Genomic DNA, 25,860 nt, shown 5'->3' with positions numbered 1-25,860 from the left:
ACTCAGCCGAAGACGAGCAGGCGAGTTCCGTGCGTCGGGACGTCGACCTCGAGCCATCCGTCATCCAACGACACCGTCGTGCCCGACCATGCGTCGGTGCACCCCCTGACGGATGCGTCCGCAGCCAGACCGAGATCGTCGACGTGTGCACGGAGCGTCTTCGGCTCATCACCCAACCAGAACAGGGCTCGGTACTCGCGGCCTCCGACGCGGGCCCTCCAGATCACGAGATCTCCGTCGCGCACGATCTCCCTCGCATCGCGGCCCTCGCGCAGCGCCAGCACCTCACGCCGGGTCAGCAGCTCTAGGGTGTCGCCCGGAGTGTCCGGCAGGTGCCCTCCGAACATCAGCGGGGAGCGCATCAGGCACCAGAGCGTCATCACTGTGCGCTGCTCTTCGATCGTGAGCCGGCTGAGCCGATCGCGGCCGACGTGCCCGCGGATGCCGATCCGCCCGAAAGGCAGCATGTCAGCATCCGCCCAGGCTCCCGTCTGCTGGAGCGGTGCCCATCGGGCCGCTCGCTGGAACTGCTCGCGCACCTGAGGCCACTCGTCCCAGAGATCGTCGGAGACCCGCCAGAGCTGCGCATGGGTACGCAGCGCCTCCAGATGCTCGGTCGACAGCTGCTTGCCGGGGGAGAGGCTCAGGAGCATCGGCCGGCCACTGCGATCGATGGCGCGCGAGAACGCTGCGATCTCCTTTGCCTGCACGGGCGGGTAGAGCACATCGTCGAGCTTGATGAAGTCCACTCCCCACTCGGCGAACTGCGCCGCCAAGGAGTCGTAGTACTCCTGCGCCCCCTGTGTGCTCATGTCGACGCCGAAGTTGTCGGGGTTCCAGGGGCAGATATTCGTCTGATCCGCGATGCTCGCGCACGTCGCGCCGGGAGCGCCACGCACCGGCAGACGCCGCTTTGCAGCCGCTCGCGGCACACCGCGCATGACATGCACACCGAAGCGCAGTCCGAGCGAGTGGATGCGGTCGGCCAGCGGACGGAACGAACCCGCGGATGCCGACGGGAATCGGCTCAGGGCCGGAAGCGGTCGCCCCCACGGGTCGAGCTCCGGCCGAGACTCCTCGCGATAGTCGTGATGCCCCGGATCGGACTCGTACCACTGGATGTCGACCACCACCGTGTCCCAGCCGAACGGAGCGAGGTGCTCGGCAAGGAATTCGGCGTTGCGGATGACCTCCTCCTCGGTGACCGAGGAGCCGAAGCAGTCCCAGCTGTTCCAGCCCATCGGCGGCAGCAGTGCGGCGGCTCGCCTGGCGGAGATCATGACGACGCCTCGGCGCGCAGGTGCACGACCACCGCGCGCTCCGGATGGAACGTCGGGAACTCCAGCCCTGCGGTCGACAGCAGCGCTCCGGAGAGCACCGGTGCGGGCCCGTCGTCGTCGAGATCGGGGGCACGCAGCCAGTCGGGAACCTGCCAGGGCGGTCCGAGCGTTTCCGGCACGCTCGCTGTCAGCCGGTACCGGCGCTCGGCGTCCAGTCCGAGGAAGCGGAGGGGCGCCAGAGTGTCGGCCGTCTTGCTGGGTGTCACCACCGTGTACAGCGCCTCGCTGCCGTCGGGGGCGATGATGCCGCGCATCGACGGTGCAGACGGGTCGTCCTCCCCGCTGCCGACGGTGCGCCCGGTCTGGATGAGCGGGCGATGACGGCGGAACCGGGCGATCCACCTGGACAGTTGGGTCTGCTCGGCGTCGCTCAGCTCGCGGATGTCCCACTCGATGCCGAAGTGCCCGAGAAAGGCCACGGCACACCGGAAGTGCAGGTCGGATGTGCGTCCCGTCGCGCTCGAGATCGGAGATGCGACGTGCGAACCCATCATCTCGGGCGGCACGAGGAGCCCGGTGTTCCGCAGGATCTCGAAGCGATCGACCGGATCATGGCTGTCGGAGGGGTGGATGCGATCGCTGCGCTCCAGGATGCCGAGGTCGACCCTGCCGCCACCGGAAGCGCAGCTCTCGATCTCGAGGTCGGGGTGGCGCGTGCGCAGTTCGTCGAGCAGCCGGTAGAGCGCGAGGGTCTGGGCGTGCACGGCTGGCGCACCCGTCGCCGGGTGCCCGGCCGACACGAGGTCGCGATTGTGGTCCCACTTGAGGTAGCTCACGCCGATGTCACGGATCAGCGCATCGAGCGACTCGAGTATGTGCCCGAACGCTCCGGGCTGCGTGAGATCGAGCACTTGCTGGAAGCGGTATCGCGCGGGAACCTCCGCCCGGGCACGCAGAATCCAGTCGGGATGGGCGCGGGCGAGAGCGGAGTCCTCGTTGATCATCTCGGGCTCGACCCACAGACCGAACTCCATCCCCAGGTCTCTGACGCGGTCCGCGAGCGGTTGCAGACCCTCCGGCCAGGCGACGGGATCGGGCGACCAGTCGCCGAGCCCAGCGCGGTCGTCGCTGCGCCCACGGAACCAGCCGTCGTCGAGCACGAACCGCTCGACCCCGAGCGCAGCGCCGCGCTCCGCGAGATCGATCAGACTGGCGGCATCCTGGTCGAAGTGCACCGCTTCCCAGACATTGAGAGTGACCGGTCTGTTCCGTTTCGCAGATCGTGAGATGCCGCGCAGGAACGCATGGAACCGGGCGGACGCGTCGTCCCAGCCCTCGCCGTAGCTGCCGTACACCCATGGGCCGACGTACTCGGCTCCGGGCGCGAGTCGGATCTCCCCCGGCAGCAAAAGCTCTCCGCCGCGAAACGCCAGAGACCCGTCCCCGCGTTCGAGGGCGTGCTCGTGGTCGCCGCTGAAGCCGACGTGGAACATCCAGACCTCACCCGACTCTGACGAGAACCCCGGCGTGCCGGCGAGCATCACGGTCGTGGCGTCCAGCCCCGTGCGCCCGCGCCGTGATGGACGTGTGTGCGCGCCACGCGCCACGCGGTGCCGTTGCGGAATGCGCTCGTGCGCCCAGCGGCCTGAGAAGTCGAGGATCTCGGTCGCTTTGGTCGGGACCGGCACCGCCACCATGAGGTCCTCGACCTCGAGCAGGTCGACCTCCGCTCCGCTCGCTGCGCCGTTGCGGATGCAGCCTCTCAGTCGCAGAAGGCCCGCAGTGGTGAGATCGATCTCCAGTCGGAGGTCGATCTGGGCTTCGTCGTCGCGTGCATCGAGGCGGATCGACGTTGCTCCCGCCTGCGTCACAGGTGCCGACACGGGCGATCCGTCGACATCGATCTTGGCGAGGACGAACGACGGTGCCCATCCGCGACCCGCGCGATGCGCGCTCACTCCGGGGCGGCCGAACCACCCACGGCTGTGCTCGGGGAGGAGAGAAGGGCGGTAGGGAATGTCAGAAATGTCGGAGAGACCAGGCCTTCGGCCGGCGAGAGCGAAGGTGAGCAGGTCGTCATCGGTCGCGCTGATCCGCGCTCCCCAATGAAGGATGACCGGGAGTTCGTCCGTGAATGCTGCGAGAACGAGCGAGACATCGCGAGCAGTGAGGTGGATCACACGAGCGGATTGCATGTCGACCATTCTGCACGCCCACCTCACTGCAGTACAGTCAGAGATCGATCTCGCGATTCAGGAGGATCCATGTTCGCTTACGCTCTCCCTCCCTCGTCAGTGCGCCTGACGGCGGGGACGTTCGACCGGCGTCAACGCCGCAACCGCGAGTACCTCGTTTCGCTCTCGGAGCGGAACCTGGTGCAGAACCACCTGATCGAGGCGGGGATCGGAGACCAGGCGTGGCATCTGCAGCCCTCCGGCTCGTCAGCTATCGACAGGGGGCTGGATCGGCACTGGGGGTGGGAGACGCCGGGCTCGCTACTGCGCGGGCACTTCCTCGGGCACTGGATGTCGGCGGCGGCCCGGGAGACCGCGGTGACGGGCGATGTCGTGTTGCGCGCCAAGCTCGATGGCGTGCTCGAACTGCTCGCGCGATGCCAGGAGGAGAACGGGGGTGCATGGGTCTTCGCGACGCCGCCGTCGTTCCTCCGACGGCTCGCGGAGGAGCGCGACGTCTGGGCGCCCCAGTATGCGATCCACAAGACCTTCATGGGGCTCGTCGACGTCTATCGAGACCTCGGGGAGGAGCGAGCGCTGCAGATCGCCCATCGCGCGGCCGGCTCCATCGCCGCTTGGGCCCGTGGCTTCGAACGGGAGAGGTTCCAGCGCATCCTCGACATGGAGACCGGGGGGATGCTGGAGGTGTGGGCCGATCTTCTCGAGGCCACAGGCGACGACCTGTATCGCGAGCTCCTCGAGCTCTACTGGCACTCCTCGCTGTTCGACGCGCTCTCGGCTGGGGAAGACGCGCTCACCAACATGCACGCCAACACAACGATCCCCGAGGTGCTCGGCGCGGCGCGTGCATACGAGGTCACGGGCGAAGAACGCTGGAAGCGCGTCGTGGAGCAATACTGGGAGTGGGCGGTCACTCGCCGTGGAACCTTCTGCACCGGCGGGCAGACCTCCGGGGAGATCTGGACGCCGCCGTTCTCCTTCGCAGCGCGACGCGGAGCGAAGACGCAGGAGCACTGCACGGTGTACAACATGATCCGTCTCGCCGACGTGCTCTACCGCTGGCGCGGCGACCCCGCGCACCTCGACTACATCGAGGCGAATCTGCACAACGGACTGCTCGCGCAGCAGCATCCGGAGACGGGGATGGTCGCCTACTTCCTTCCTCTCGAGGGCGGCGCCCGCAAGCAGTGGGGCACGCCGACCGAGGACTTCTGGTGCTGTCACGGGACCCTCGTGCAGGCGCATACGCGTGTCGCGCCCCTTGCGATCTACGCTGCCGACGACGCGCTCACCGTGGCCCAGTATCTTCCGGTGCGGGCGGAGGCGATGACCGCGGGAGAGCGGGTGTGCGTCGAGGTTCACCTCCGTGACGATGCGAGCTACGTCGGTCCCGATGCGAACGGCGGGCCGGGTGGTGAGTTGCACCGTCCGAAGTCGTTGCGGGTGCGGGTCGCCGTCACGTCGGCAGACGGGGCCTCGGCGCGGGTGCGACTCAGGATCCCAGAGTGGACGTCGGGCGAACCGGTGGTGATGTCGACCGCGTCCTGGCGCGGCGACGGCCGCTTCCTCGAGCTGGACCACCCGGGTGGCGAATCGACCGTCGAGCTCGAATTCCCGTTCGCGCTGCGCACCGTGTCGATCCCTGATGAGCCCGACACCGTCGCATTCGCCGAAGGGCCGATCGTCCTCGCAGGACTCGTCGACCGTGAGGTCTTCCTCGAGGGCGACCCCCTCGAGCCGTCCACCCTTCTCGCTGCCGACGACGAGCGGCAGTGGACGCAGTGGCTGGTGCGGTACCGCACGACCGGGCGAGATGCCGGCGTGCGCTTCATCCCGCTCAACGAGGTGACTGACGAGCGGTACTCGGTCTACTTCCCGGTGCGGCCGACCGTCACTCGATGAGGAGTCGTCGGGTCGAGCCGCGCTCGACGAGCTCGGTCGGCATGATGATGGCCTCGGTCGAGACCTCGCCGCCTGCCGTCGCCTGAGCGAGGATGCGCACGGCCTCTGAAGCCATCTCGCGGATCGGCTGACGGATGGTGGTGAGCGGTGGATGCAGCCATCGCGCCCCTCGCACGTCGTCGAAGCCCACGACCATGACATCGTGGGGGATGCTGCGGCCGCTGTCGGCGATCGCCCGGTACGCGCCGGCCGCCATCTCGTCCGAGCAGGCGAACACTCCGATCGGTCCGCCGCCCGGCAGCTCCGCGAGCGCGCGGGCGCACGCCCTCCTCGCGTCCCATGCGCTCCAGTCCGCGCTGGTGCGCACGCACGGGGCGCCGGGGGCGACCCCGTCGATGGTGCGGACGAAGCCGTCGACGCGGGCGCGTCCGTAGCGGTACGACGGTGCGCCGCCGATCACCACGAATCGTCGTGCGCCACGTTCGACCAGGTGCCTGGCCGCAGCCGCTCCGCCAGCGCTGTCGGTCGTGCGCAGGCTCGGCAAGGGACTCGACGCCTCGGAAGGCGGCTCCATCAGCACCAGCGGTATCGAGGCCCGCCGCATGGCGGCTATCTGCGTGCTGGTCGGCACGATCAGGCCGACGATGACACCGGCCGACCCTCGGGAGCGGATGCGCTCCGGCCAGTCGTCCGCCGGGTCGTCGCGCTCCGCCGTCAGCACGAGGTCGTACCCCAGTCCGGAGGCCGTGGTGCGGGCACCTGCCGTGATCTCCTCCGTGTACGGATCGTGGAAGTGCCCGAGCACCAGGTCGAACATCAGCGAGGTCCCGCGCCGCGGACGGCCCTGCGACTGGCCGACGGTCGAGTAGCCGAGCTCGCTCGCCGCATGCAGCACACGGGACCGCGTGTCTGCCGCCATCTCGCCCCGCGCGCGCAGAGCGCGCGATGCTGTGGCGACGCTGACGCCCGCACGCCCTGCGACATCGGTGAGCGTGATGCGCGGTCGAGGGCTCATCGCACCATTTTTGCGCAAAATGGGTGCGTTCCGCCACGGGTCGATGGCATGGTGGCGGACGTTGCACACATGCCCGTCAATGCGGAGGGACGAGTCGATGAAGACGACGCTGCCGACAGCGCTGATCGCGCGCGGATCCGAGGGATGCCCGGCCCGACCGGGTCCCCTGCGAGGTGCGCGGTCATGAGCGCGCGCAGAGCACTCGTGGTGCGTGGGGGATGGGACGGCCATCGCCCAGTCGAGTCCACCGACATGTTCGTCCCGTTCCTCGCTGACAAGGGCTTCGATGTGCGAGTCGAGGACTCCAACGAGATCTACGCCGACCGCGAGGAGATGGATCGTACGGACCTGATCGTGCAGAGCGTCACCATGTCGGAGATCTCGGACGCCGCGTTGAAAGGCCTGCGCGGTGCGGTCGAGCGCGGAACGGGTCTCGCCGGATGGCACGGCGGTATCGCCGACTCCTACCGGAGCAGCTCCGACTATCTGCAGCTCATCGGCGGCCAGTTCGCGACCCACCCGGGCAAGCACCCCGACGAGCGGGAGGGCGGCGAGGCCGACAACTTCCTCTGCTACACCGTCGACGTCACCGATCTCGGACGCGGGCACGAGATCATGGCGGGCATCGAGGACTTCACCCTGCGCACCGAGCAGTACTGGGTGCTCACGGACGACCTGAATGACGTGCTCGCCACGACCACCCATCCCGTGCAGCCGTTCCACCCCTGGCACCGGCCGATCACTTCGCCCGCCGTCTGGACGCGGGAGTGGGGACAGGGCCGGGTCTTCGTCGCCACACCGGGGCACAGCCTCGTGGTCCTCCGAGACACGAGCGTCCGCACGATCATCGAGAGGGGAATGCTGTGGGCCAGCCGCACGGCATCGGAATAGTGGGTCTCGGCGTCATCTCGACGCAATACCTCGACACGCTCGGAGCGCATCCCGATGTGAGCATCGTCGCGACGGCCGATCTCGACATGGCGAGGGCCGAGTCGGTCGCCGCGCGGTATCGCGGATGCCGCGCGCTCAGCGTCGAGGATCTCGTCACGGACGCGTCGGTCGACACCGTGATCAACCTCACGATCCCGGCCGCTCACGCCGACGTGGCGCTCGCCGCCCTCGCCGGGGGCAAGGGCGTGTTCGGAGAGAAGCCGCTCGCGGCCACGCTCCACGACGCCCGGCGCGTGGTCGAGGCGGCTGGGTCGGCCTGGGTGGGCTGCGCCCCCGACACCGTGCTCGGCACCGGTGTGCAGACCGCTCGGGCCGCGGTGGATGCCGGGAGCATCGGCCGCCCCGTCGCCGCGGTGGCGACCTGGGTGTCGTCAGGCCACGAAGCATGGCATCCGCACCCCGACTTCTACTACCGCGACGGCGGCGGTCCGCTCTTCGACATGGGCCCGTACTACCTCACGACGCTGTTCCATCTGATGGGCCCCGTCGCCCGGGCCTCCGGGGTGACGTCCCGGCCGCGGCACGAGCGCATCATCGGATCTGGGCCCCGGGCCGGCGAGAGCATCCCGGTCGAGATCGACACGCATGTGAGCGGCATCCTCGAGCACGTCGGCGGAGCGGTGTCGACCGTCACGTTCAGCTTCGACGGGGCGGCGACGGATGCTGCTCCGCTCGAGATCCATGGCGAGACGGGAACCCTCTCGGTACCCGACCCGAACCTGTTCGAGGGAGCCGTGCGGCTGCGTCGACCGGGCGAGAGTGCATGGACGCCGGTGACCGAGCGCGCCGGGTATGAGAACGCCGGACGCGGGATCGGCATTCTCGATCGCCTGGCGACCGGCGCGGGGAGCGCGCGCGGCGACATCGCGCTGCACGTGCTCGAGGTCATGACGGCGCTGACCGAGTCCGCGCGCAGCGGTCGTCGCATCGAGCTGACCACAGCTCCCGAGCGGCCGGCGCTCATCCCCTTCACCCCCGAGAACTCCTGGAGGAAGCGTTGACCATTACCACCGCCCACGCGATCATCGATCTCGATGTGACCGGGGATCGCATCAACCGGCACATATACGGGCACTTCGCCGAGCACCTGGGTCGCTGCATCTATGACGGCTTCTGGGTCGGGGAGGACTCCGAGATCCCGAACGTGCGCGGCATCCGGCTCGACATCGTCGAAGCCCTGAAGGCCCTCGACATCCCCAACCTCCGCTGGCCGGGCGGATGCTTCGCCGACACCTATCACTGGCGAGACGGCATCGGTCCACGTGAGCTGCGGCCTCGAATCGCCAACACCAACTGGGGAGACGTAGTCGAGAACAACCACTTCGGCACCCACGAGTTCATGGACCTGTGCGACCTGCTCGGCGCCGACGCGTACGTCAATGGCAACATCGGCAGCGGCACGGTGCAGGAGATGGCCGACTGGGTGGAATACCTCACCCGCGGCGACGACAGCCCGATGGCCAGGCTGCGGCGGGAGAACGGTCGAGACGAGCCATGGAAGGTGCCGTTCTGGGGGCTCGGGAACGAGGCGTGGGGATGCGGTGGCAACATGTCGGCGGCCCACTACGCCGAGGAGGCGAGGCGCTACGCGACGTTCGCGCACAACCACGGCGAGAACCGCCTCACCCGCATCGCGGCTGGCGCCAACGAGGACGACCTCGACTGGACTCGCGTTCTGATGAAGTCGCTCATGGAGTGCCACGGCTGCACTCTCTACGGGAACCTGCCGTACCAGGCGATCTCGTTCCACTACTACACGCACTCCGGGTCGGGCATCAACACCGAGGATGCGGCGCCCTTCAGCGGTGCGCAGTACTACGACACGATGGCCCATGCTGCCGACGTCGAGCGCATCGTGCGCGGCCACGTGGCGGTGATGGACTCATATGACCCCGACAATCGCGTCTCACTGGTGTGCGACGAGTGGGGCACCTGGTGGAACGTCGAAGAGGGCACGAACCCCGGATTCCTCTTCCAGCAGAACACGGTGCGCGACGCCCTGGTCGCAGGGATCCACTTCGACGTCTTCCACCGCTACGCCCGGCGCATATCGATGGCGAACATCGCGCAGACCGTCAACGTGCTGCAGGCGATGGTCCTCACCGACGGTGACCGGCTCGTCCTCACGCCGACCTACCACGTGTTCGAGATGAACAAGCGGCACCAGGATGCGCTGCAGCTGCACACCTCCGTGCGCGACACACCGACGCTGCGCGTGCGCGGCGGCGATCTTCCGCTGGTCTCGATGTCGGCGTCGACGCGCGACGACACGGCACTGATCTCGCTCAGCCACCTCGCGATCGACGCCGACTGCGCCGTCAGCATCGACCTTCGCGGACGAGACGCGAAGATTACCAGGGCTCGCGTGCTCACCGGTGACGACGCGTCTGCCTGTAACGATGCAGAGGCACCCGACCGCGTAGCCCCGCGTGGACTCGATGCGACGCTGCGCGACGGGATCCTGACGATCACCATGCCGCCGCATTCGTTCGCGACCGTCGAGCTCGCACTGGAGCCCGAGTCCGACAGAGGGGACGTGACGCGATGACGAGGAACCCGCTGCGTGTGGCCGTGATCGGCGCGGGGTTCATGGCGCGGGCGCATTCCCACGCGTGGCGCACCGCACCGCGTTTCTTCGACCTGCCACGCGAACCACGACTCTCTGTGCTGGTGTCGCGCGACGAGGAGCGAGGCCGCAAGGCGGCGCATGATTGGGGCTGGGACAGCTGGTCGGGAGACTGGCGAACGATCATCGAACGAGACGACATCGATGTGATCGACATCTGCACCCCGGGAGACACCCACGCGCAGATCGCAGTCGCGGCTCTCGGGTCAGGCAAGCACGTCCTCTGCGAGAAGCCGCTCGCGAACGATCCGGCAGACGCCGCCGACATGGTGGCCGCCGCAGAGGCCGCGGCACGCCGCGGCCTCGTCGCGATGTGCGGCTACAGCTATCGGCGTACCCCCGCGCTCGCCTCAGCCCGGCGACTCATCTCGGAGGGCGCGCTCGGCACCATCCGGCACGTGCGCGCGCAGTACCTGCAGGACTGGCTGAGCGCCGCGGATGCTTCGCACACCTGGCGTCTCGACCGCGCATCAGCGGGTTCGGGTGCCCTCGGTGACATCGGCGCGCACAGCATCGACACCGCGCAGTGGCTGACGGGTCAGCAGATCGAGGGCGTGTCGGCGCATCTGCGCACGTTCGTGACCTCGCGCCCACGACGCAGTGCCGAGGTGGGTCTCGGAGGCCGGGGCGATCTCGACGCCGAGCGGCTTCCGGTCGACGTCGATGACGCGGCGGCGTTCATCGCCGGATTCAGCGGCGGCGCGCTCGGGGTGTTCGAGGCGACGCGGATGGCGCTCGGCCACCGCAATGCGAACCGCATCGAGATCAACGGAGACCGAGGCTCGGTGGCGTTCGACTTCGAGCGGATGAACGAACTCGAGTTCTACAGCGAGGACGACGCCGACGATCGTCGCGGGTTCCGCACCATCCAGGCCACTGATCCCGCGCACCCGTACGCCGAGGCATGGTGGCCCACGGGGCACGGCATCGGCTACGAGCACACGTTCACGCACCAGATCGTCGACTTCGCCCGATCCATCGACGGTGCGCCGGAAGAGCCCACGTTCGCCGACGCGTATCAGGTGCAGCGGGTACTCGCTGCGGTCGAGGAGAGCGCGGGCGACGAGGGCCGATTCACCCGCGTCCGGTGACGTGCATCTGATCGCCGGCGTCGGAAGGGAACTGTATGCAGGACCGAACGCGATTCGTGAGCGACAGCTGCGCGCCGACGTGGGATCTCGGGATGCTCGCCGGCAGCGGCCGGGTGGGCGCGGTGCTCTGGGGCGGGCCGCAGGAGCACGTCATCTCGCTGACGCACGAGCACTTCTTCCTTCCGGTCAACGCGCGCACGCCTCCGCCCCTGTTCGCTGAGGCGATGCCACGGGTCCGCGCCGCGCTTCTGGCTCACGAGGCCGATGATGCGGCCGCGATCGTCGCGGAGACGGCGGGCTCTGCAGACTTCTCGCAGATGATCTGGACGGATCCGCTCGCGCCGGGCGCCGAGCTGCGGCTGACCATCGATGCTTCTGGCAGTGCGCAGGTCGCGGCGTACCGGCGGCGGCGTGACCTGACGACGGGGGAGATCACGACCGTATGGCGGGAGGACGGCATCCGCCGCGAGGTGCGCCTCGTGGTGCCGCGAGGGGCAAGGCGAGCCCGGATCGCGGTGAGGTCGGGCGTGCCAGGAGAGGCGCGCCTCAGGCTCGGCGTGACTGACGACAGGAACGCTGACATCCCGGGCGCCGCGAGCTACGCGGGCGCCGTGCACCGAAGGGTGGAGGTGGTGTCGTCGAACGAGGCGGCACTCGCCGTGAGCGCGGGTGCCGGAGGCGACCGTGCCATCACCCTGACGACGACCGTGCGGGCATCGACAGGAGAGGTGCAGGTCGTAGACGACGGCTCCGTCGAGTTCACGGCCGGTCTCGACGGTTCGACGTGGACGGAGTTCGAGATCGATCTGCGCTTGGGCGACGCCGACCCCGAGACGCTCGCGCTCGGGAATACGGCGGCGTTGCAGTCCGCCTCCCGGCTCGACCTCTCGTCGGGGGTGTCCGAGGACGTGCCTACCGAGGTGCTGCTCGAGGGCGCCGAGAGCGACCCTCGCACGATGCGAGCGCTGATCGAACTCGCCTACGCAGCGGGCCGCGCCAACATCATCAGCGCGACGGGTGAGCTGCCTGCCACTCTGCAGGGCGTCTGGCAGGGGACGTGGTCACCGGCGTGGTCGGCCGACTACACGCTGAACGGCAACGTGCAGAACGGCGGGATGGCGTCGTTGGTGCCCACGGGCACGCCGGAACTGGCGGCATCCCTCTCTCGGATGCTGGTTCCGCATTTCGACGACTTCCGCACCAACGCCGCGCGCATCTTCGGTTTCGAGGGGGCCATGCTGCCGAGCCGGATGAGCACGCACGGGCTCGCGAACCACTTCTCCGACGGCTTTCCCCATCAGTTCTGGATCAGCTGCGGCGGGTGGGTGCTGCGGATGCTGGCCGATGCGGTCCTGTCATCCGGAGATCGCACCCTGATCGGCGACCGCGAGTGGGAGCTGATCGAGGGGGTCCTTCTGTTCTTGCGCGACGTGATCGACCACGGGCCTGTCGCGCCCTCATACTCGCCGGAGAACACACCCGGGGGAGCGTCGACGCCGCTGGCCGTGAACGCGACCATGGACATCGCGGTTCTGCGCGACGCCGATCGAGCGGGCCGGGTGCTGGCGGAGGCGCTCGGCGTCGAGCCGATCCGACTTCCCGCGGTCGAGCCGCATTTCCGCATCGACAATGAGGGGCGACTGGCCGAGTGGGGGGATCCCGCATTCCCGCCGCATCTCGCGCACCGGCACACGAGTGAGCTGTACCCCCTCTGGTACGACATCGATCCGGCATTCGAGGCGACGGATCTGCGGGCCGCGGCGCTGCGTCTCATCCGGGAGAAGATCGCGTGGCGCGCTGAGGATCCGGGCCCGCCCCCGGGCAACGGCGAGATGGCATTCGGGCTCGCTCAGCTAGGACTCGCGGCCGCGGCCCTGGGCGATGCGCCGAGCGCCGAGCGCTGCCTCCACTGGCTCGCGGCGCTGCACTTCACCCCCGCAATGTCGACGACGCACGATTCCGGTGCGATCTTCAACGTCGATGCGAGCGGTGCGCTGCCCGCCCTCGTCGCCGCAATGCTGATCGGGTCGTCGCGACGCACCATCACGCTTCTCCCCGCCGTCCCCGACTCCTGGACCGAGGGTGCGGTGTCAGGACTAACGACGCGGACGGCGCTGTCAGTCGAACTTCTGGCGTGGAGCGCCACGGGTATCACCGTGACGCTCGCCGGGAGCCCCGAGTCCGCCTGGGTGCGCAGCGGCCCGATCGAGCTGCGGCTGCCCAGGCCCGTCATCTCCCCAGCGCACTCGGAGCCGGTGCGGACCATCGTGCTGGATCATCGCGAGTCCCGCCACCACCTGACTTTGACCTGGGCGCCATCCGCGTCCTGAACCGAAAACGCCAGTTTCTACGAAGGAGTCGTTCATGGCACGTCCGATCACGTTGTTCACCGGTCAGTGGGCGGATCTTCCGTTCGAGGAGGTCGCTCGTCTGGCGGGGGAGTGGGGGTATGACGGGTTGGAGATCGCCTGCTGGGGAGACCACATCGACGTCTCCCGGTGGGATGACGACGCCTACGTCCAGTCGCGTCGCGACATCCTGGAGTGCAACGGGTTGCAAGTGTGGGCGATCTCGAACCACCTCACGGGGCAGGCGGTGTGCGACGACCCGATCGACGTGCGCCACCGCGACATCCTGTCGGATCGGGTGTGGGGCGACGGCGACGCGGAGGGTGTACGTCGGCGGGCGGCAGAGGATCTGAAGGACACGGCGCGCTTCGCGGCGAAGCTGGGTGTGTCGACGGTGAACGGCTTCACGGGGTCGAGCATCTGGAAGGCGGTGGCGATGTTCCCGCCGGCGTCCGATGGGTTCATCGCGGCTGGATACCAGGACTTCGCCGACCGGTGGAACCCGATCCTCGACGTGTTCGAGGAGGTCGGGGTGCGATTCGCGCTCGAGGTGCATCCGTCCGAGATCGCCTACGACTACTGGACCGCGAAGGCCACCCTCGATGCGATCGGGCACAGGAAGAGCTTCGGGTTCAACTTCGACCCGTCGCACTTCGTCTGGCAGCAGCTGGACTCGGTGGCGTTCGTGCTCGACTTCGCCGAGCACATCTTCCATGTGCACGTGAAGGAGTCGATCGCGAACCTCGACGGCCGCAACGGCGTGCTCGGCTCGCACCTGCCGTGGGCGAACCCGCGTCGCGGATGGACGTTCGTGTCGACCGGGCATGGCGCGGTGACGTGGGAGCCGCTGTTCCGGGCGCTGAACGCGATCGGCTACACCGGCCCGACGAGCGTCGAGTGGGAGGACGCCGGCATGGATCGCCTGCACGGCGCGCCCGAGGCCTTGGCATTCGTACGCAGGCTCGCCGCGATCACCCCGCCGGAGTCCGCATTCGACTCGGCCTTCTCCACCAAGACCGACGGGAGCGCCTGAGGTCTCGGATCGGCTCCCGCGAGCGGACCGCCCCGTGTCGGATCGGCCTCAGTCGCCAGCATCCAGCGGCGACTCGAGTTCGGACGGGTGGGTGAGCCGCCACCACTCGCCGGGCGGGTCGATGCTCCCCGAGATCATCACGGGAGCGGTGACGGTGTGGGGGCCGGCTGTCCAGGTGATGCTTCCCACGACCGTGCCGTCGCGGTACGCGGGTGGGGTCTCGATGTCCATCGTCATCTCGATCGGGGTGTCCGACCAGGTGAGGATCGACGCGCTCTCGCCGATGACGATCGTGGCCGTGGATTCCCAGGGCGTCGAGACGGACCCGATCTCCTGACCTTCGGTCGCGACGGGCACCTGGTGGAAACCGGAGCGGATGCTCTCGAGTGCGGCGACCACGATGGCGTTCACCGACTCGTACGACGATCCCCCGAGGACGACTCCTGTGACCGAGAGCGGATCGGTCGCGCCGACGTCGAGTGTCGCCGTGTACAGCAGGTTGTGGGTGCCCTCGCCCAGGTTCCCGGTCTTCAGTCCGGTGATGCCGGCCGTGCCGAGGAGGTCGTTGGTGGTGTACAGCGCGCCGGCGCCCGGAATCGAGACCGCCGGGGTCGCGACGATCTTCGCGATCGCCGGATGCGCGGCGGCGAGCTTCGCGATGGCCAGCAGGTCGGCGGGCGTGCTCGTGTTGCGCGGACTGAGACCGGTGGGCTCCGTGATCGTCGTCCCGCTGAGCCCGTGGGACGTGAGCCAGTCGCGCGTAGCGCCGAGGAAAGCACTCTGCGAGCCGAAGATCCGCGTCGACAGCGCCTCGGCGTAGTTGCTCGCGGAGGGGATCAGCATCGCGGCGAGGGCATCGCGCAGCGACATCGAGGTGCCGGTGGGCATCGGAGCGATGGTCGCGCCCAGCACGTAGTACTCGTCGTACAGATCATGATCGGCCTTACCGAACGTGATGGTCGGCCCGGGGTCGTCCGCAGACGTGAGCGGCGCCGCATCGAGGATGACGAGGGCGGTGATGAGCTTGGTGATGCTCGCGATCGGGAGCGGTTCGCCGGTCCCCGTCGCCGACCAGGTGCCGCTCGCCCCCTCACCCAGATAGGCATCGGCGCCGGCGATGCTGATCGCTGATGCCGCGGCCGTATGCGTGGGCACGGCAACAGCGTCGCCGACCGGGACCTGCGGTGCGCGAGTGCTCACCGCCGGCGGATCCGTCGGCGCCGTGAGTGCCCACCCGACGTAGCCTCCGGTCACGGCCAGCAGCACGACGAGGCAGACGGCGGTGATGAGGAGCCCTCGTCGCCGGCGTCTTCTGCGCACAGCTGGGTCGATCCGATCGCCGCTGAACTCCTGCTCGTGCGCCATGAGCTCCGCGAAATCGGACAGCTCATCCACCGGCCGGTCGGGCGCCGTCATCGAGAGACCCTCATCGCGCCCACCTGTCGCTTGCAATCTTCAGAAAAGGCCATCCTCGCGCATGTCCGCAGCCTTCGGTATCGGCCGTTCGGGGGACAAGGGATGCGATCCCGACGGAGCCTTCTGCAGCAAGTCAACCCCGCCGAACGTTCTCTCCTTTCCGCACGACACGTGTCACTGTGGACGGATGAGACCAGACGCGCGCAGCTACGACCTCGACGATCTCCGGCGGCGGGTCATGCGGGAGCAGGGCGGTGCGGTGGATGACAGCATCCCCGAACTGGCCGACGCCGACGCCGAACTGTGCGCGCTGGCACTGGTGCTGCCGGATGGGACGATCCGCACCAGTGCTCAGGCGGAGGTGTCGTTCAGCGTGCAGTCGGCCGTCAAGCCGTTCCTCTTCGCTCTGGCACTGCTCGACACCCGGGGTGAGGCGCTGGACCTCGTCGGTATCGAACCGACGGGGGAGGCGTTCGACGCGATCAAGCTCGAGAGCGGCACCGGCCGTCCGCCGAACCCGATGGTCAACGCAGGGGCGCTGCTCACGGCATCGCTCGTCGACGGAGGGGCCGTGGACGAGCGAGACGAGCGGATCATTCGGGGGCTGTCGGCCTTCGCCGGGCGGCGTCTCGAGGTCGATGAGAGCGTCGCGCGGAACGAGCATCTGCTCGGTGACCGCAACCACGCGCTCGCCCACCTCATGCGGGCCGAGGGCACCCTGCATGTCAGCGCCGACGATGCCGTCGCCGTCTATGCGCGGGCGTGCGCCGTGCTGGTCGACGCGGAGGCACTCGCCGTCATGGGCGCGACTCTCGCCTGCGGTGGAGTGAACCCGGTGTCGGGGGAGCGCGTCGTCCCGCAGAGCGTGGCTCGTGATGTCGTCTCGGTCATGGCGACCTGCGGGGTGTACGACGGTTCCGGGCGATGGATGCGCGAGGTCGGCATCCCGGCGAAGTCGAGCGTGTCCGGCGCGATCGTGCTCTCGGCGCCCGGGCGACTCGGAGCGGCCGTCGTCAGCCCTCCGCTGGACGAGCTCGGCACGAGCGTGCGCGGAAGAGCGGCGTGCGATGCGCTGAGCGTCGAGCTCGACCTGCACGCGTTCGGAACAGCAGCGGGCTGAGGGGATGCTCCTCAGTCGGCGTCGGCGGAGAAGACGGGGCTGAGGAAGCGCCGCTCGTAGCGACGGATGCACTGCGTCGTGCGTGCCAGTTCGAACGCCTCGATGCACTCGGGGTCGGTCTTCGAGGCTGTGCGGTAGATCTCGTACTCAGCCAGGGAGGGGAACGTGAACAGCGCGAACGCCTCGTCGCTGTCGCCCTCGCTCGGCATGAAGTAGCCGTGGTGGGTGCCTCCGTGCTTCGCCACCAGTCGGATCCACGCGCGTCCGTACTCGGTGAAGTCGTCGAGCTTGTCGGGGTCGATCTCGTAGCGCAGGTGAATCGTGATCATGCCGTTCATCCTCGCAGGGGGTGAACGTCGTCTCGATCCTCAGCCCGCATCCGCAGCGCTCCGTTCCTCGTCCGAGTTCGGGGTCCAGCCGAACCAGCCGCTGTCGGTGCTCATGACGCTCCAGTCGCCGCAGGCGAAGACCGTCTTCGCTTTGTACGGATCGGGGGCGTCATCGAGCACCCACGTCGGCGCCGAGAGCCGCTCCACCTCGGTGCAGTCGTCGGCGAGCGCAGATGCGCTGGAGAGAAGGACGACGGCATCCGCGGCGTTCTCGAGCGTCGATGTCCGCACGGTGATATCGGTGGCATCGGTCGGGATCCAGCCGGCATCGACCTCGGCCCCGTCGTCGAAGGCCTCGACGTCGTCGAAGGTCGAGGTGGCCTGCTTGTGGACGATGCTGTCGTAGGCGGAGCATCCGGCGAGAGATGTCAGCCCCAGGAGGACCAGGGCGGAGGCGGCGAAAGCCGTTCGTGCGTTCATACGTTCCAGCCTGGTCGACGCGCGCCGCGTCGACATCGGGCGGGCGAGGTAGCGGCGTACATCTCGAGGATGATCCCGTGCCGAGCCCGCCCCTGAGCGCGAAGGTACGCTGAAGGCATGGGTGATCAATCGCCGCTCGCCTCTCGACCCCTGTGGGCGAGCGTGGCCGACGGCTTCTACGTGGGCAGCCGGGACGGGTCGTTCCTCGGCTACGTCGACCGTCAGGCGGATGGAATGTGGCGTGCGTTCGATGCCGTCTCGCGCTCCATCGGCGACTTCGCAGACCACCACCGCGCGATGGCCGCGGTGACGACTCGGGAAGGGGATGCCGGATGAATGCGGAGAACCCGCTCGTCTCGCTCGTCTACTGCAGCAGTGCGACGCACCCGTTCAGCGAACAGGAGCTCGCCGACCTCCTCGCGGTGAGCCGCGCCCGGAACAGCGCCCGTGACATCACCGGCATGCTGCTCTACCGAGGCGGTGAGTTCGTCCAGATCCTCGAGGGCACCAGGTCGGACGTGGAGAGCCTGATGGAGATCATCGGCCGAGATCCCCGTCACGAGGACGTGCGTGTGCTGATCGAGGAGCCGCTGCACGAGCGGCGCTTCGCCGAGTGGACGATGGGCTATCAGTCGCTCGTCGCCGCCGAGCCGAAGTTGCTGTCCGGCTATCGCGACTCCTTCGACGACCTCCGCGTGGGAGACCACGACATGATCGGGCGGGCGATCATGGAGCTCACTCTGTGGTTCCGCGTGCGGGAGTCCGCCGCGCGGTAGGCGCGAACGCTCGATGCCTGAGCGCACCGAGGACCCCACGCGTGATCCTCGCTCTCCTACCGGCTGATCCGCGCGTCGACCTCGTCCGTCGTCGCCCCGCGAGTCGCGGCGAGCGTCGCGAGCAGTCGGAGCGCGTCGTCACTCGGTGATCCGGGTTCCGCCCGGTAGACGATCAGCTGCTGCCCCGTCGCGCCACGCACGTCGAACGCGTTGAATTCGAGTGTGAGACGGCCGACAACGGGATGGACGAACACCTTGGCATCGTGGGTCTTGCCTCGCGCCTCATTCTTCTCCCACAGCGCGGAGAAACGCGGACTGCTCGCCCGCAGCTCCTCCACCAGCGCCAAGGTCGCACGGTCGTGGGCGTCGTAGCCCAGGGCAAGTCGGATGTTGGCCACGCTCCCTTGCGCGGAGCGATCCCAGTCGTGGAAGAAGGCAGGGCCCTCGGGTTCTGCGAAGACCATCCGGGCGAGGTTTCGCGGGTTCGCGAACCCCGAGTAGAGGGCACCGGCGAGCGGGTTCATCGCGAGTATGTCGAGGCGCCGGTTGAGGACGAAAGCGGGTGTGTCGGGCCACGCGTCCATCAAGCGGAGCAGCGGCGAGTCCACGTGCTCGATGGCGGGAGTCGGAGCGGGGGCAGGTGCGGCACCGGCGAGCCGATAGAGATGCTCGCGCGCATCCGGCGTCAAATCGAGGGCCCGACTCAGCGCGTTGAGCACCGAAGGGGACGGGCCCTTCTCTCGGCCCTGTTCGAGCCGTGCGTAGTAGTCGACACTGACCCCGGCGAGCATCGCGACTTCTTCGCGTCGAAGGCCGGGGACGCGACGGACGCCACTCCAATGGATGCCGGCAGCGTCGGGGCTGATGCCCGCGCGCCGCGCGGCGAGGAAGAGCCCGAGTTCGTTGGTCGCCATACCGACAGTCTGCCTGCCGCGAGGCATCGCAGACAGGGCGTGGCGCACCCCCGCTGTCAGGGTCCGGCCGCGGCGCCTGGCGCGAGCCAGAGTGCGTGTTGCCAGGGTGCGTCGCGGTCTGTCTGTGCCACGAGCCGCTTCGCAGGCTGGAGTTCAGGATCTCCACTCCGGAGATCGAGGAGGAATATGAACAAGGCATTCACGCCCGAATTGCTGCAGAGCATCATCGAGAATCAGGCCGAGTACCTTCGGCCGTTGCTGTTCGTCGGTGCACACGTCCACCTGTTCGACTCGCAGGTGGGCGACATGGAAAACGCCGACATCCTGCTCGGCGTGGGCTTCATCGTCGGCACCGGACCGGGAATCGTGACGGCTGCGGGCGACGACAACGCTCTTGTCATCGACTGCGCAGGCATGGTGATCGTGCCCATGGTGATGGACGCCCGTACCGTGCTCGGCCTCAACGAGGACCGCTCATCTGACGTCGGCACTCTGTGGCCGGGCAACACGGGCAGCTTCGCGATCGTCGACTCGGAGCTGGCGCGCGATGCCTCCACCGCAGTCGCCACGGTGCTCGCGCAGCCCGAGTCCGTCGCGGCGGTCGTCATCGACGGCAAGGTCGTGCTCTGGAACGGCGAGCGGACGGTCAACGCCCCGGCGCGTCCGGACCGGACGCACGCAGGAGAGGTCGCTCCGTCGACCAGCCCCTACCTGGGAATGTGGATCGACGAGTCGGACTTCCTGCACCAGGAGCTGACGGCTGACGGACGCTACGACGAGACACGTGGCGGTCGCCCGCACGCCTACCAGGGCAATTTCTGGATCGACGGCGACCGGATCGACTACCTCGATGATCTCGGCTTCTGGGCGTTCGGTGAGTTCGTCGACGGTGTCCTGCACCACGGGCCCTACACACTCACTCGTCGCTGAAGATGCAGATCATGAAGGAGAGCCGACATGGCTGAGACCGCGCCGCACCCCTACGTAGGCATGTGGCACACAGCCGATGCCCACGTTCGACATGAGCTGCTGCCTGACGGGCGTTACGTCGAGGCGCGGGGGAGTCGGGAGTCCGCCTACACCGGCAGATACACCGTCTCGGGTGATCACATCGACTATGTAGACGACACAGGGTTCACGGCAGACGGCGACTTCGTCGACGGTGTCCTGTATCACGCCGGGATGATCCTGCGTCGTATCTGACACCCTCAACGGAAGGAGCGGCCGTGGATCGAGATGTCTCGATCCACGGCCGCTCCCTTTCGTGTCGAAGGGGTCTTCTCCGGAGCCGCGCTCAGAGAGAGGCGACCCGTGCGGTGATGTCGTCGCGCGAGCGAACGACCTCTTCGCGGAGGGCTTCGATGTCCACGTCGACGAGACGGCCCGCCCACTTCCGCGCGTGCCCGGCAACCAGCACCGTCTCGATGTTGCGCGGGTCCGAGCCGAGCACGAGCGTGCCCACAGCGTCGTTGAGCGGCATGTTGTTGATGTCGTCCGCGCGGACGATGAGCAGGTCCGCCTGCTTGCCTGGAGTGAGCGAGCCGGTGACCTCGCCGAGGCCGTTTGTGCGGGCCCCTTGCAGGGTCGCGAAATCGAGGACGTCCCGGGTGGTGATTCGCGGCAGCACGATGTCTGTGCCGTATGAAGCCGATGTTGCGCGCATCCGCTGGATCGCGTGCAGGGCACGCATCTGCGTGAACATGTCACTGGCGAGCGCCACCTCGACGTCGATGCTCAGTCCGGGCCGGATGCCGACAGCGAGAGCCTCATCGATTGCGGGGATCGCCGTTTCCAAGCCGATCTGCGCGTCGGACGTCGGGGCCAGAGACACCGTCACCCCGGCGTCGCCCATCGCCGCCCACGCCGTGGAGGTGAGTCCCGTCGAGTGGATCAGGGTGAGCGTCGGGTCGAGGATGCCCTGCGTGGCCCACTGCAAGATCGCTTCGGACGACGAACTGCCGAAGACCGCGTCGATGCTCGTGCTCACTCCCAGCTCACGAGCGAGCGCGGCGAGCTCCGGCCCGAACGCGAGCGTGGGCCCGGCGATCTCGTCTGTCGACAGTGCCGCGAGCCGCACGGTGATGAGTCCATCGGCGGCACCGTGGAAGTCCCGCACGAGGCGCCCCATATCGGCGGGCCACTGCTTCTCCCAGTCGCCGAAGTGCGGTCCCATGGACGCGTGCACCCCGCGGATTCCGGAATCGATGAGCGCGTTCACCGCGGCGTCGGAATGAGCGACGCTGCGCGAGTTGTGAGAGAAGTCGAGCATTGTCGTGATGCCGGAGTCGAGGGCTGTCAGAGCGGCGAGCCGGGTGCCCACACGCATGTCTTCGGGCGTGTAGCTCGGAGCGATTCCGGCGAGCGTCGACATGACGTAGGCACCGAGGTCGGTCACGTCGGGAATGCTGCGACGGAGCTGCGCCTCCCAGGCATGGCGGTGGGTGTCGACGAACCCTGGGCTGACGATCGCACCGCGGGCATCGATCACGAGAGCAGAGCGCGCATCGGCTGCGTGCTGAGGATCTTCGCGCAGGTCGGAACCGAGGGCGACGATGCGCGACCCGACGATCAGGACGTCGCCGGTATCGAGATCGGGCACGTTCGGGTCCATGGTGACGATGGCTGCTCCGCTGATGAGGATGGGTCGATCAGCGTCGCGTGCCGCCGTGAAGTCGGCGAGTGTGACGTTCATTTCAGATCTGCTTTCAGTGTCAGTGAGGTGCCGGCGAGTGCGCCGACCTCTCTCACCCTGCGCGTGGACCGGTGACTCAACCAGACCGGCGCGTGCCCGGGAGCGGTGCGGCCTGGCTCGTGGCGGCCATGGGCTGCGTGGTCCCGCTCACACTCGTCGGCGCGCTTCTCGTCGCGGCGGGAGCCCGCCGCGACGGAGCATCCGCATGATTGCGAACACCGTGCGCGAGCCCCGCACTCGGCGACAGGCGATCAGTTCTCCTCGAACAGCTCGGCGATGCATCTGTGCAGGCGCTCTGCGACCGCCTTCTCGTCGTGCGTGATGGTGCGGCCACCCACGATCGTGCGGGTGACGTCTGCGCCGGTCGCGGTCAACGGCAGCTGTTCCGCCCTGCTGCCCGCCGTGCGGAGCGAGCTCGGGTCGAGTTCGACGAGGTCGAGCGGACCTCCCACGCGCGCCGGCTCGGCGAGACCGAGCGAACCGTAGCCACCGGCTGAGCCGATGCGCCAGAGGGATGCCGGCGCGATGCGCCCGCGGCGCAGCGAGCGCAGCCGCTCGCCGGCCTCGAGGCCCCGTAGCTCGAGCAGCGGGTCGATGACGGCATTCTGATCCGAGCCCACCGCCAGTCTGGCCCCCGCCGCGATCAGCTCGACGGCCGGGCCGATGCCGTCGCCGAGATCCGCCTCTGTCGTGGGACAGAACACAGCGTGCACGCCTGCGTCTCCGAGCAGGCGGATGTCGTTGTCGGTGAGGTGAGTCGCATGGACGACCGAGAGGCGCCGCGAGAGCACTCCCTCTTCGGCGAGAAGCTCCGTCGGGGTCAGGCCGTACGCGGCGATGCAGTCGGCGTTCTCGGCAGGCTGCTCCGACAGGTGGATGTGCAGCGGTACGTCATCGGGCAGTTCGCGTGCGATGTGGGCGAGGGCATCACGGGGCACCGCGCGCACCGAGTGGAGCGCCGCGCCGAGCGTGACGAGTTCGGACCTGTCGGCCAGGGCTTCGCGCAACGAGTGCCATCGCGCGAGCCACGCGTCGGCATCTCGGTCGCCGAAACGCGCCTGTTCCGGGGTGAGCGGTGCCCCGATGCCTCCCGCGAGATAGCACGTGTCGAGCAGGACCAGGCGGATGCCGGCTTCGACCGCGGCGTCGGCGAGGGCGATCTCCATCGCGTGGTCGCCGTAGGGGGAGCCGTCGGGGCGGTGGTGGACGTAGTGGAACTCTCCGACGGTCGTCCATCCCGATAGGGCCATCTCGCACAACACGGCTGCGGCGAACTCCCGATACGTCGTGGGATCGAGACGCCCTGCCGCTCGGTACATGAGCTCTCGCCATGTCCAGAACGACCCGGACTCGTGAGTGCGCCCGCGAAGAGCCCTGTGGAAGGCATGCGAGTGCGCGTCGGCGAAACCGGGGGCCGCGAGCTCGAGGATCGTGGCATCCGCCGGAGCCGCTGTGCCGGTGGCCTCTGAGACGACCAGCCCCGCGGCATCCGTCTCCCACAGGACTCCGCGCTCGACGGTGCCCGCACGTACGAGCCGATCAGCCCAGACCCTCATGACAGATCCTCGATGGTCCGCACGAGGGCGTCGACACCGGCCTGCACGGCCGCATCGTCGGCGCCCTCCTCGGGAGCATGCGAGACGCCGGAGGGGTTGCGCACGAAGAGCATCGCCGTCGGCACGTGCGCCGCGAGGACGCCCGCGTCGTGCCCGGCCCCGGTGGGGAGGACGGGAACGCCGCCGAGGGTCGTGGCGATGCGGTCGCGCAGCTGCGGGTCGAAGAGGACCTCGCCACTGTAGGACTCTTCGATCACGGACGCCTCGCAGCCCTCAGCCGCGGCCGCTTCGATGACCGCGGCCCGCACCTCGTCGACGATGTCGCGAGTGTCCGCTTCGGAATCGGCGCGGACATCCATCCATGCCGACACCCGAGACGCGATGACGTTGGTGCCACCGGGCATCGGCTCGAGACGGCCGATCGTCGCCCGCGAGCCGATACGCACGAGAGCGGCCCGCCGCGCGGCGAGTACTGCGGCCGCAGCCGGCAGCATCGGGTCGTGGCGATCGGAGATCTCGGTGGTGCCCGCGTGATTGCCCTGGCCGCGCACGTCGATGCGCCACCGGCCGTGCTCGAGGATCGACGAGCCGACCGCGACGGGGCTGTCGAGGTCGACCAGTCCCTTGCCCTGCTCGACGTGGAGTTCGACGTACATCCCGATGCGCGAGAGCGCCTCGGCGTCGTAGCCGGGTTCGGGCAGCGATGCGTCGCGTGCGACATCGATGTACCGCTGACCCGAGGCATCCGTCAGCTGTGCCAGGCGGTCGGGGGTCATCGCGCCGGAGAGAAGGCGCGATCCCAGACACGCGACGCCGAACCGCGAACCCTCCTCTTCGGCGAACACGACCACCGCGAACGGGCGGCTCGGCACGAATCCGCCGGCTTTGAGGCGCTCGACGGCGGCCAGCGCACTGACGACACCGAGAGGGCCGTCGTGCGCGCCGCCACCGGGCACGGAATCGAGGTGGCTGCCCGTGACGAAGGCATCGGGCCCCGGCTCTCCCCACCAGGCCCACAGATTGGCATTGCGGTCGGTGGTGACCCGCAGGCCGAGCCGCTGAGCGCGTTCGACGAACCAGTCGCGAAGGTCGCGCTCGGCGTCGTCGAACACATGCCGCGAGTACCCGCCCCGTCGCCCGTCTCGGCCGATGTCTTCTATCTCTCGGAGAAGCTGGAGTGCATCGAACTCGGTCACGCTCCCTCCCACAGGGGAACCCGGAGGTCGCGCTGGCGTGTGAGGGTGTCGACGGCTGTGGTGTCGGCGTCGTAGACCTTGGTGACGTTCTCGAATCGGATCATGACTGCTCCTGGAGGGCGGTGCCGTTGGTGAGCCCGGCCGACATGCGGCGGGCGGCTGCTGCGAGAAGCGCGCCGCACTGCTGGGACGACTTCTCGGTCATCCGGTAACTCGGCACGAGGATGCTGATGACGGCCACGATGCGTTCACCCGCGGCGATGGGCGATGCGATGGCGGTCACGTCGCGCTCGATGCCCCGCTCGACGACCACGAAGCCTTCGGGGGGCGTCTCGCCGCGGAGGACGAGTCCGGCCGCGGACCCTTCGAGAGGGATTGTGCGGCCGACCCAGTTCGAGTGCCGGACGGAGTGGGACCCCTCGACGATGCTGATGTAGAGGGCGGATGCCGCGTGCCCCTCGACGCTCAGGTAGACCGATTCGCCGGTCGCCTCTTCGAGCCCGACCATCTCTTCGTGGCACACGTCGATCAAGGACTCGTGACCGAGAGCCCGCGCGCCGAGCTGCATCAGTCGGGAGCCGGCACGATAGCTGCCTTCGTCGTCGCGCCGTACGAAGCCGCTGGACTCGAGTGTGCGAAGCAGCCGCAGCGCGGTGCTCGGCGCGAGGTCGACCGCCCTGGACGCATCCGCGAGGGTGGTGCTTCCCGTCTCGCACACGTTGGCGAGGAGCGAGAGCGCCCGTTCTACGGTGCGCGTGGACTGTTCGCTGATGAGAGCCTCCCTGAACCGACAACGCTGACGAGAGGTTCCGCATCTCTCCCGGACCGGTCAAACTGCTTCTATCTAGTAAAACACACGTGCCACTGAATGGAATGAATAGCCGAGTCGAGATTCCTACGATTTCGGGGTATAGACCCTGGTACTGCCTTGTCGCCAGGG

At 68.4% G+C, this 25,860-nt stretch carries 24 protein-coding genes; 13 read left to right on the top strand and 11 right to left on the bottom strand.

Going from position 1 to position 25,860, the window contains the following annotated elements:
• Nucleotides 1–2: 2 nt before the first annotated feature.
• Both FIV50_RS14755 and FIV50_RS14750 read right to left on the bottom strand, forming a co-directional pair.
• Nucleotides 3–1,280, bottom strand: a complete 1,278-nt coding sequence (locus FIV50_RS14755) for a glycoside hydrolase family 27 protein (protein ID WP_258184295.1) — start codon at nucleotides 1,278–1,280, stop codon at nucleotides 3–5.
• Nucleotides 1,277–3,475 carry an alpha-galactosidase gene (locus FIV50_RS14750; protein WP_140038083.1) on the bottom strand — a complete coding sequence of 733 codons (2,199 nt, stop codon included), beginning with the start codon at nucleotides 3,473–3,475 and terminating at the stop codon, nucleotides 1,277–1,279. The genes FIV50_RS14755 and FIV50_RS14750 overlap by 4 nt, the downstream gene beginning before the upstream one ends.
• 69 nt (nucleotides 3,476–3,544) lie before the next feature.
• On the opposite strand from FIV50_RS14750, the gene FIV50_RS14745 reads away from it, so the two are divergent.
• Nucleotides 3,545–5,377, top strand: a complete 1,833-nt coding sequence (locus FIV50_RS14745) for a beta-L-arabinofuranosidase domain-containing protein (RefSeq protein WP_181164237.1) — start codon at nucleotides 3,545–3,547, stop codon at nucleotides 5,375–5,377.
• Here FIV50_RS14745 and FIV50_RS14740 read toward each other — a convergent pair.
• Complete coding sequence (locus tag FIV50_RS14740; RefSeq protein WP_140038081.1) at nucleotides 5,367–6,392, bottom strand: LacI family DNA-binding transcriptional regulator; 1,026 nt, start codon at nucleotides 6,390–6,392, stop codon at nucleotides 5,367–5,369. The genes FIV50_RS14745 and FIV50_RS14740 overlap by 11 nt on opposite strands.
• Nucleotides 6,393–6,575: 183 nt before the next feature.
• Here FIV50_RS14740 and FIV50_RS14735 point away from each other — a divergent pair, with 183 nt between their 5' ends.
• Genes FIV50_RS14735 through FIV50_RS14710 form a run of 6 tightly spaced genes read left to right on the top strand, consistent with a single transcriptional unit; the run spans nucleotide 6,576 to nucleotide 14,441 of the window.
• Nucleotides 6,576–7,283 carry a ThuA domain-containing protein gene (locus FIV50_RS14735; RefSeq protein ID WP_140038080.1) on the top strand — a complete coding sequence of 236 codons (708 nt, stop codon included), beginning with the start codon at nucleotides 6,576–6,578 and terminating at the stop codon, nucleotides 7,281–7,283.
• Complete coding sequence (locus FIV50_RS14730; RefSeq protein WP_140038079.1) at nucleotides 7,256–8,344, top strand: Gfo/Idh/MocA family protein; 1,089 nt, start codon at nucleotides 7,256–7,258, stop codon at nucleotides 8,342–8,344. The genes FIV50_RS14735 and FIV50_RS14730 overlap by 28 nt, the downstream gene beginning before the upstream one ends.
• Before the next feature lie 2 nt (nucleotides 8,345–8,346).
• Nucleotides 8,347–9,891, top strand: a complete 1,545-nt coding sequence (locus FIV50_RS14725; RefSeq protein ID WP_140038809.1) for an alpha-N-arabinofuranosidase — start codon at nucleotides 8,347–8,349, stop codon at nucleotides 9,889–9,891.
• A complete protein-coding gene (locus FIV50_RS14720; RefSeq protein WP_140038078.1) occupies nucleotides 9,888–11,060 on the top strand; it encodes a Gfo/Idh/MocA family protein in 1,173 nt (390 codons plus the stop codon). Before FIV50_RS14725 ends, FIV50_RS14720 begins: the two co-directional genes overlap by 4 nt.
• Nucleotides 11,061–11,116: 56 nt before the next feature.
• Complete coding sequence (locus FIV50_RS14715) at nucleotides 11,117–13,390, top strand: glycosyl hydrolase family 95 catalytic domain-containing protein (RefSeq protein ID WP_181164236.1); 2,274 nt, start codon at nucleotides 11,117–11,119, stop codon at nucleotides 13,388–13,390.
• A 34-nt stretch (nucleotides 13,391–13,424) separates the two neighbouring features.
• Nucleotides 13,425–14,441 (top strand): sugar phosphate isomerase/epimerase family protein, encoded by a 1,017-nt coding sequence (locus tag FIV50_RS14710; RefSeq protein ID WP_140038076.1) that lies wholly within the window; start codon nucleotides 13,425–13,427, stop codon nucleotides 14,439–14,441.
• A 48-nt stretch (nucleotides 14,442–14,489) separates the two neighbouring features.
• On the opposite strand, the gene FIV50_RS14705 is transcribed toward FIV50_RS14710, so the two are convergent.
• Nucleotides 14,490–15,857, bottom strand: coding sequence for a D-alanyl-D-alanine carboxypeptidase family protein (locus FIV50_RS14705; RefSeq protein WP_140038075.1), 1,368 nt, complete (start codon nucleotides 15,855–15,857; stop codon nucleotides 14,490–14,492).
• Nucleotides 15,858–16,044: 187 nt separating this feature from the next.
• Between FIV50_RS14705 and glsA the strand changes: the two genes are divergently transcribed.
• Complete coding sequence (gene glsA / locus FIV50_RS14700; protein ID WP_140038074.1) at nucleotides 16,045–16,977, top strand: glutaminase A; 933 nt, start codon at nucleotides 16,045–16,047, stop codon at nucleotides 16,975–16,977.
• 11 nt (nucleotides 16,978–16,988) lie between these two features.
• Here the strand turns inward: glsA and FIV50_RS14695 are convergent, their stop codons facing one another.
• Together FIV50_RS14695 and FIV50_RS14690 are read right to left on the bottom strand one after the other, a co-directional pair.
• Nucleotides 16,989–17,306, bottom strand: coding sequence for an NIPSNAP family protein (locus FIV50_RS14695; RefSeq protein ID WP_140038073.1), 318 nt, complete (start codon nucleotides 17,304–17,306; stop codon nucleotides 16,989–16,991).
• Between the two features lie 39 nt (nucleotides 17,307–17,345).
• Nucleotides 17,346–17,786, bottom strand: coding sequence for a hypothetical protein (locus tag FIV50_RS14690; protein WP_140038072.1), 441 nt, complete (start codon nucleotides 17,784–17,786; stop codon nucleotides 17,346–17,348).
• 117 nt (nucleotides 17,787–17,903) lie between these two features.
• Between FIV50_RS14690 and FIV50_RS14685 the strand changes: the two genes are divergently transcribed.
• Nucleotides 17,904–18,122, top strand: a complete 219-nt coding sequence (locus FIV50_RS14685; protein WP_140038071.1) for a hypothetical protein — start codon at nucleotides 17,904–17,906, stop codon at nucleotides 18,120–18,122.
• Nucleotides 18,119–18,562 carry a BLUF domain-containing protein gene (locus FIV50_RS14680; RefSeq protein WP_140038070.1) on the top strand — a complete coding sequence of 148 codons (444 nt, stop codon included), beginning with the start codon at nucleotides 18,119–18,121 and terminating at the stop codon, nucleotides 18,560–18,562. The genes FIV50_RS14685 and FIV50_RS14680 overlap by 4 nt, the downstream gene beginning before the upstream one ends.
• Before the next feature lie 56 nt (nucleotides 18,563–18,618).
• On the opposite strand, the gene FIV50_RS14675 is transcribed toward FIV50_RS14680, so the two are convergent.
• Complete coding sequence (locus tag FIV50_RS14675; RefSeq protein WP_140038069.1) at nucleotides 18,619–19,476, bottom strand: helix-turn-helix domain-containing protein; 858 nt, start codon at nucleotides 19,474–19,476, stop codon at nucleotides 18,619–18,621.
• A 186-nt stretch (nucleotides 19,477–19,662) separates the two neighbouring features.
• On the opposite strand from FIV50_RS14675, the gene FIV50_RS14670 reads away from it, so the two are divergent.
• The gene (locus FIV50_RS14670; RefSeq protein WP_140038068.1) at nucleotides 19,663–20,406 is read left to right on the top strand and encodes an Atu4866 domain-containing protein; all 744 of its coding nucleotides are present in this window, start codon (nucleotides 19,663–19,665) and stop codon (nucleotides 20,404–20,406) included.
• 27 nt (nucleotides 20,407–20,433) lie between these two features.
• A complete protein-coding gene (locus tag FIV50_RS14665; protein WP_140038067.1) occupies nucleotides 20,434–20,679 on the top strand; it encodes an Atu4866 domain-containing protein in 246 nt (81 codons plus the stop codon).
• Between the two features lie 91 nt (nucleotides 20,680–20,770).
• Here the strand turns inward: FIV50_RS14665 and FIV50_RS14660 are convergent, their stop codons facing one another.
• On the bottom strand, nucleotides 20,771–22,168 hold the full coding sequence (locus FIV50_RS14660; RefSeq protein WP_140038066.1) for an amidohydrolase family protein: 1,398 nt from the start codon (nucleotides 22,166–22,168) through the stop codon (nucleotides 20,771–20,773).
• Nucleotides 22,169–22,239: 71 nt separating this feature from the next.
• Between FIV50_RS14660 and FIV50_RS17710 the strand changes: the two genes are divergently transcribed.
• Nucleotides 22,240–22,377, top strand: a complete 138-nt coding sequence (locus tag FIV50_RS17710; RefSeq protein ID WP_181164235.1) for a hypothetical protein — start codon at nucleotides 22,240–22,242, stop codon at nucleotides 22,375–22,377.
• A 42-nt stretch (nucleotides 22,378–22,419) separates the two neighbouring features.
• Here the strand turns inward: FIV50_RS17710 and FIV50_RS14655 are convergent, their stop codons facing one another.
• The 3 genes from FIV50_RS14655 to FIV50_RS14645 all read right to left on the bottom strand — a co-directional run bounded on the left by FIV50_RS14655 (nucleotide 22,420) and on the right by FIV50_RS14645 (nucleotide 25,692).
• A complete protein-coding gene (locus tag FIV50_RS14655) occupies nucleotides 22,420–23,724 on the bottom strand; it encodes a formimidoylglutamate deiminase (RefSeq protein WP_140038065.1) in 1,305 nt (434 codons plus the stop codon).
• Nucleotides 23,721–24,920, bottom strand: coding sequence for an allantoate amidohydrolase (locus FIV50_RS14650; protein ID WP_140038064.1), 1,200 nt, complete (start codon nucleotides 24,918–24,920; stop codon nucleotides 23,721–23,723). The genes FIV50_RS14655 and FIV50_RS14650 overlap by 4 nt, the downstream gene beginning before the upstream one ends.
• 100 nt (nucleotides 24,921–25,020) lie before the next feature.
• Complete coding sequence (locus FIV50_RS14645; protein WP_140038063.1) at nucleotides 25,021–25,692, bottom strand: IclR family transcriptional regulator; 672 nt, start codon at nucleotides 25,690–25,692, stop codon at nucleotides 25,021–25,023.
• Nucleotides 25,693–25,860: the final 168 nt, after the last annotated feature.

It is taken from the genome of Microbacterium foliorum, assembly GCF_006385575.1.
Lineage (GTDB): Bacteria > Actinomycetota > Actinomycetes > Actinomycetales > Microbacteriaceae > Microbacterium > Microbacterium foliorum_B.
The sequence above is the reverse complement of the archived record's forward strand: the minus strand, read 5'-3'. Positions and strand labels throughout refer to the sequence as shown.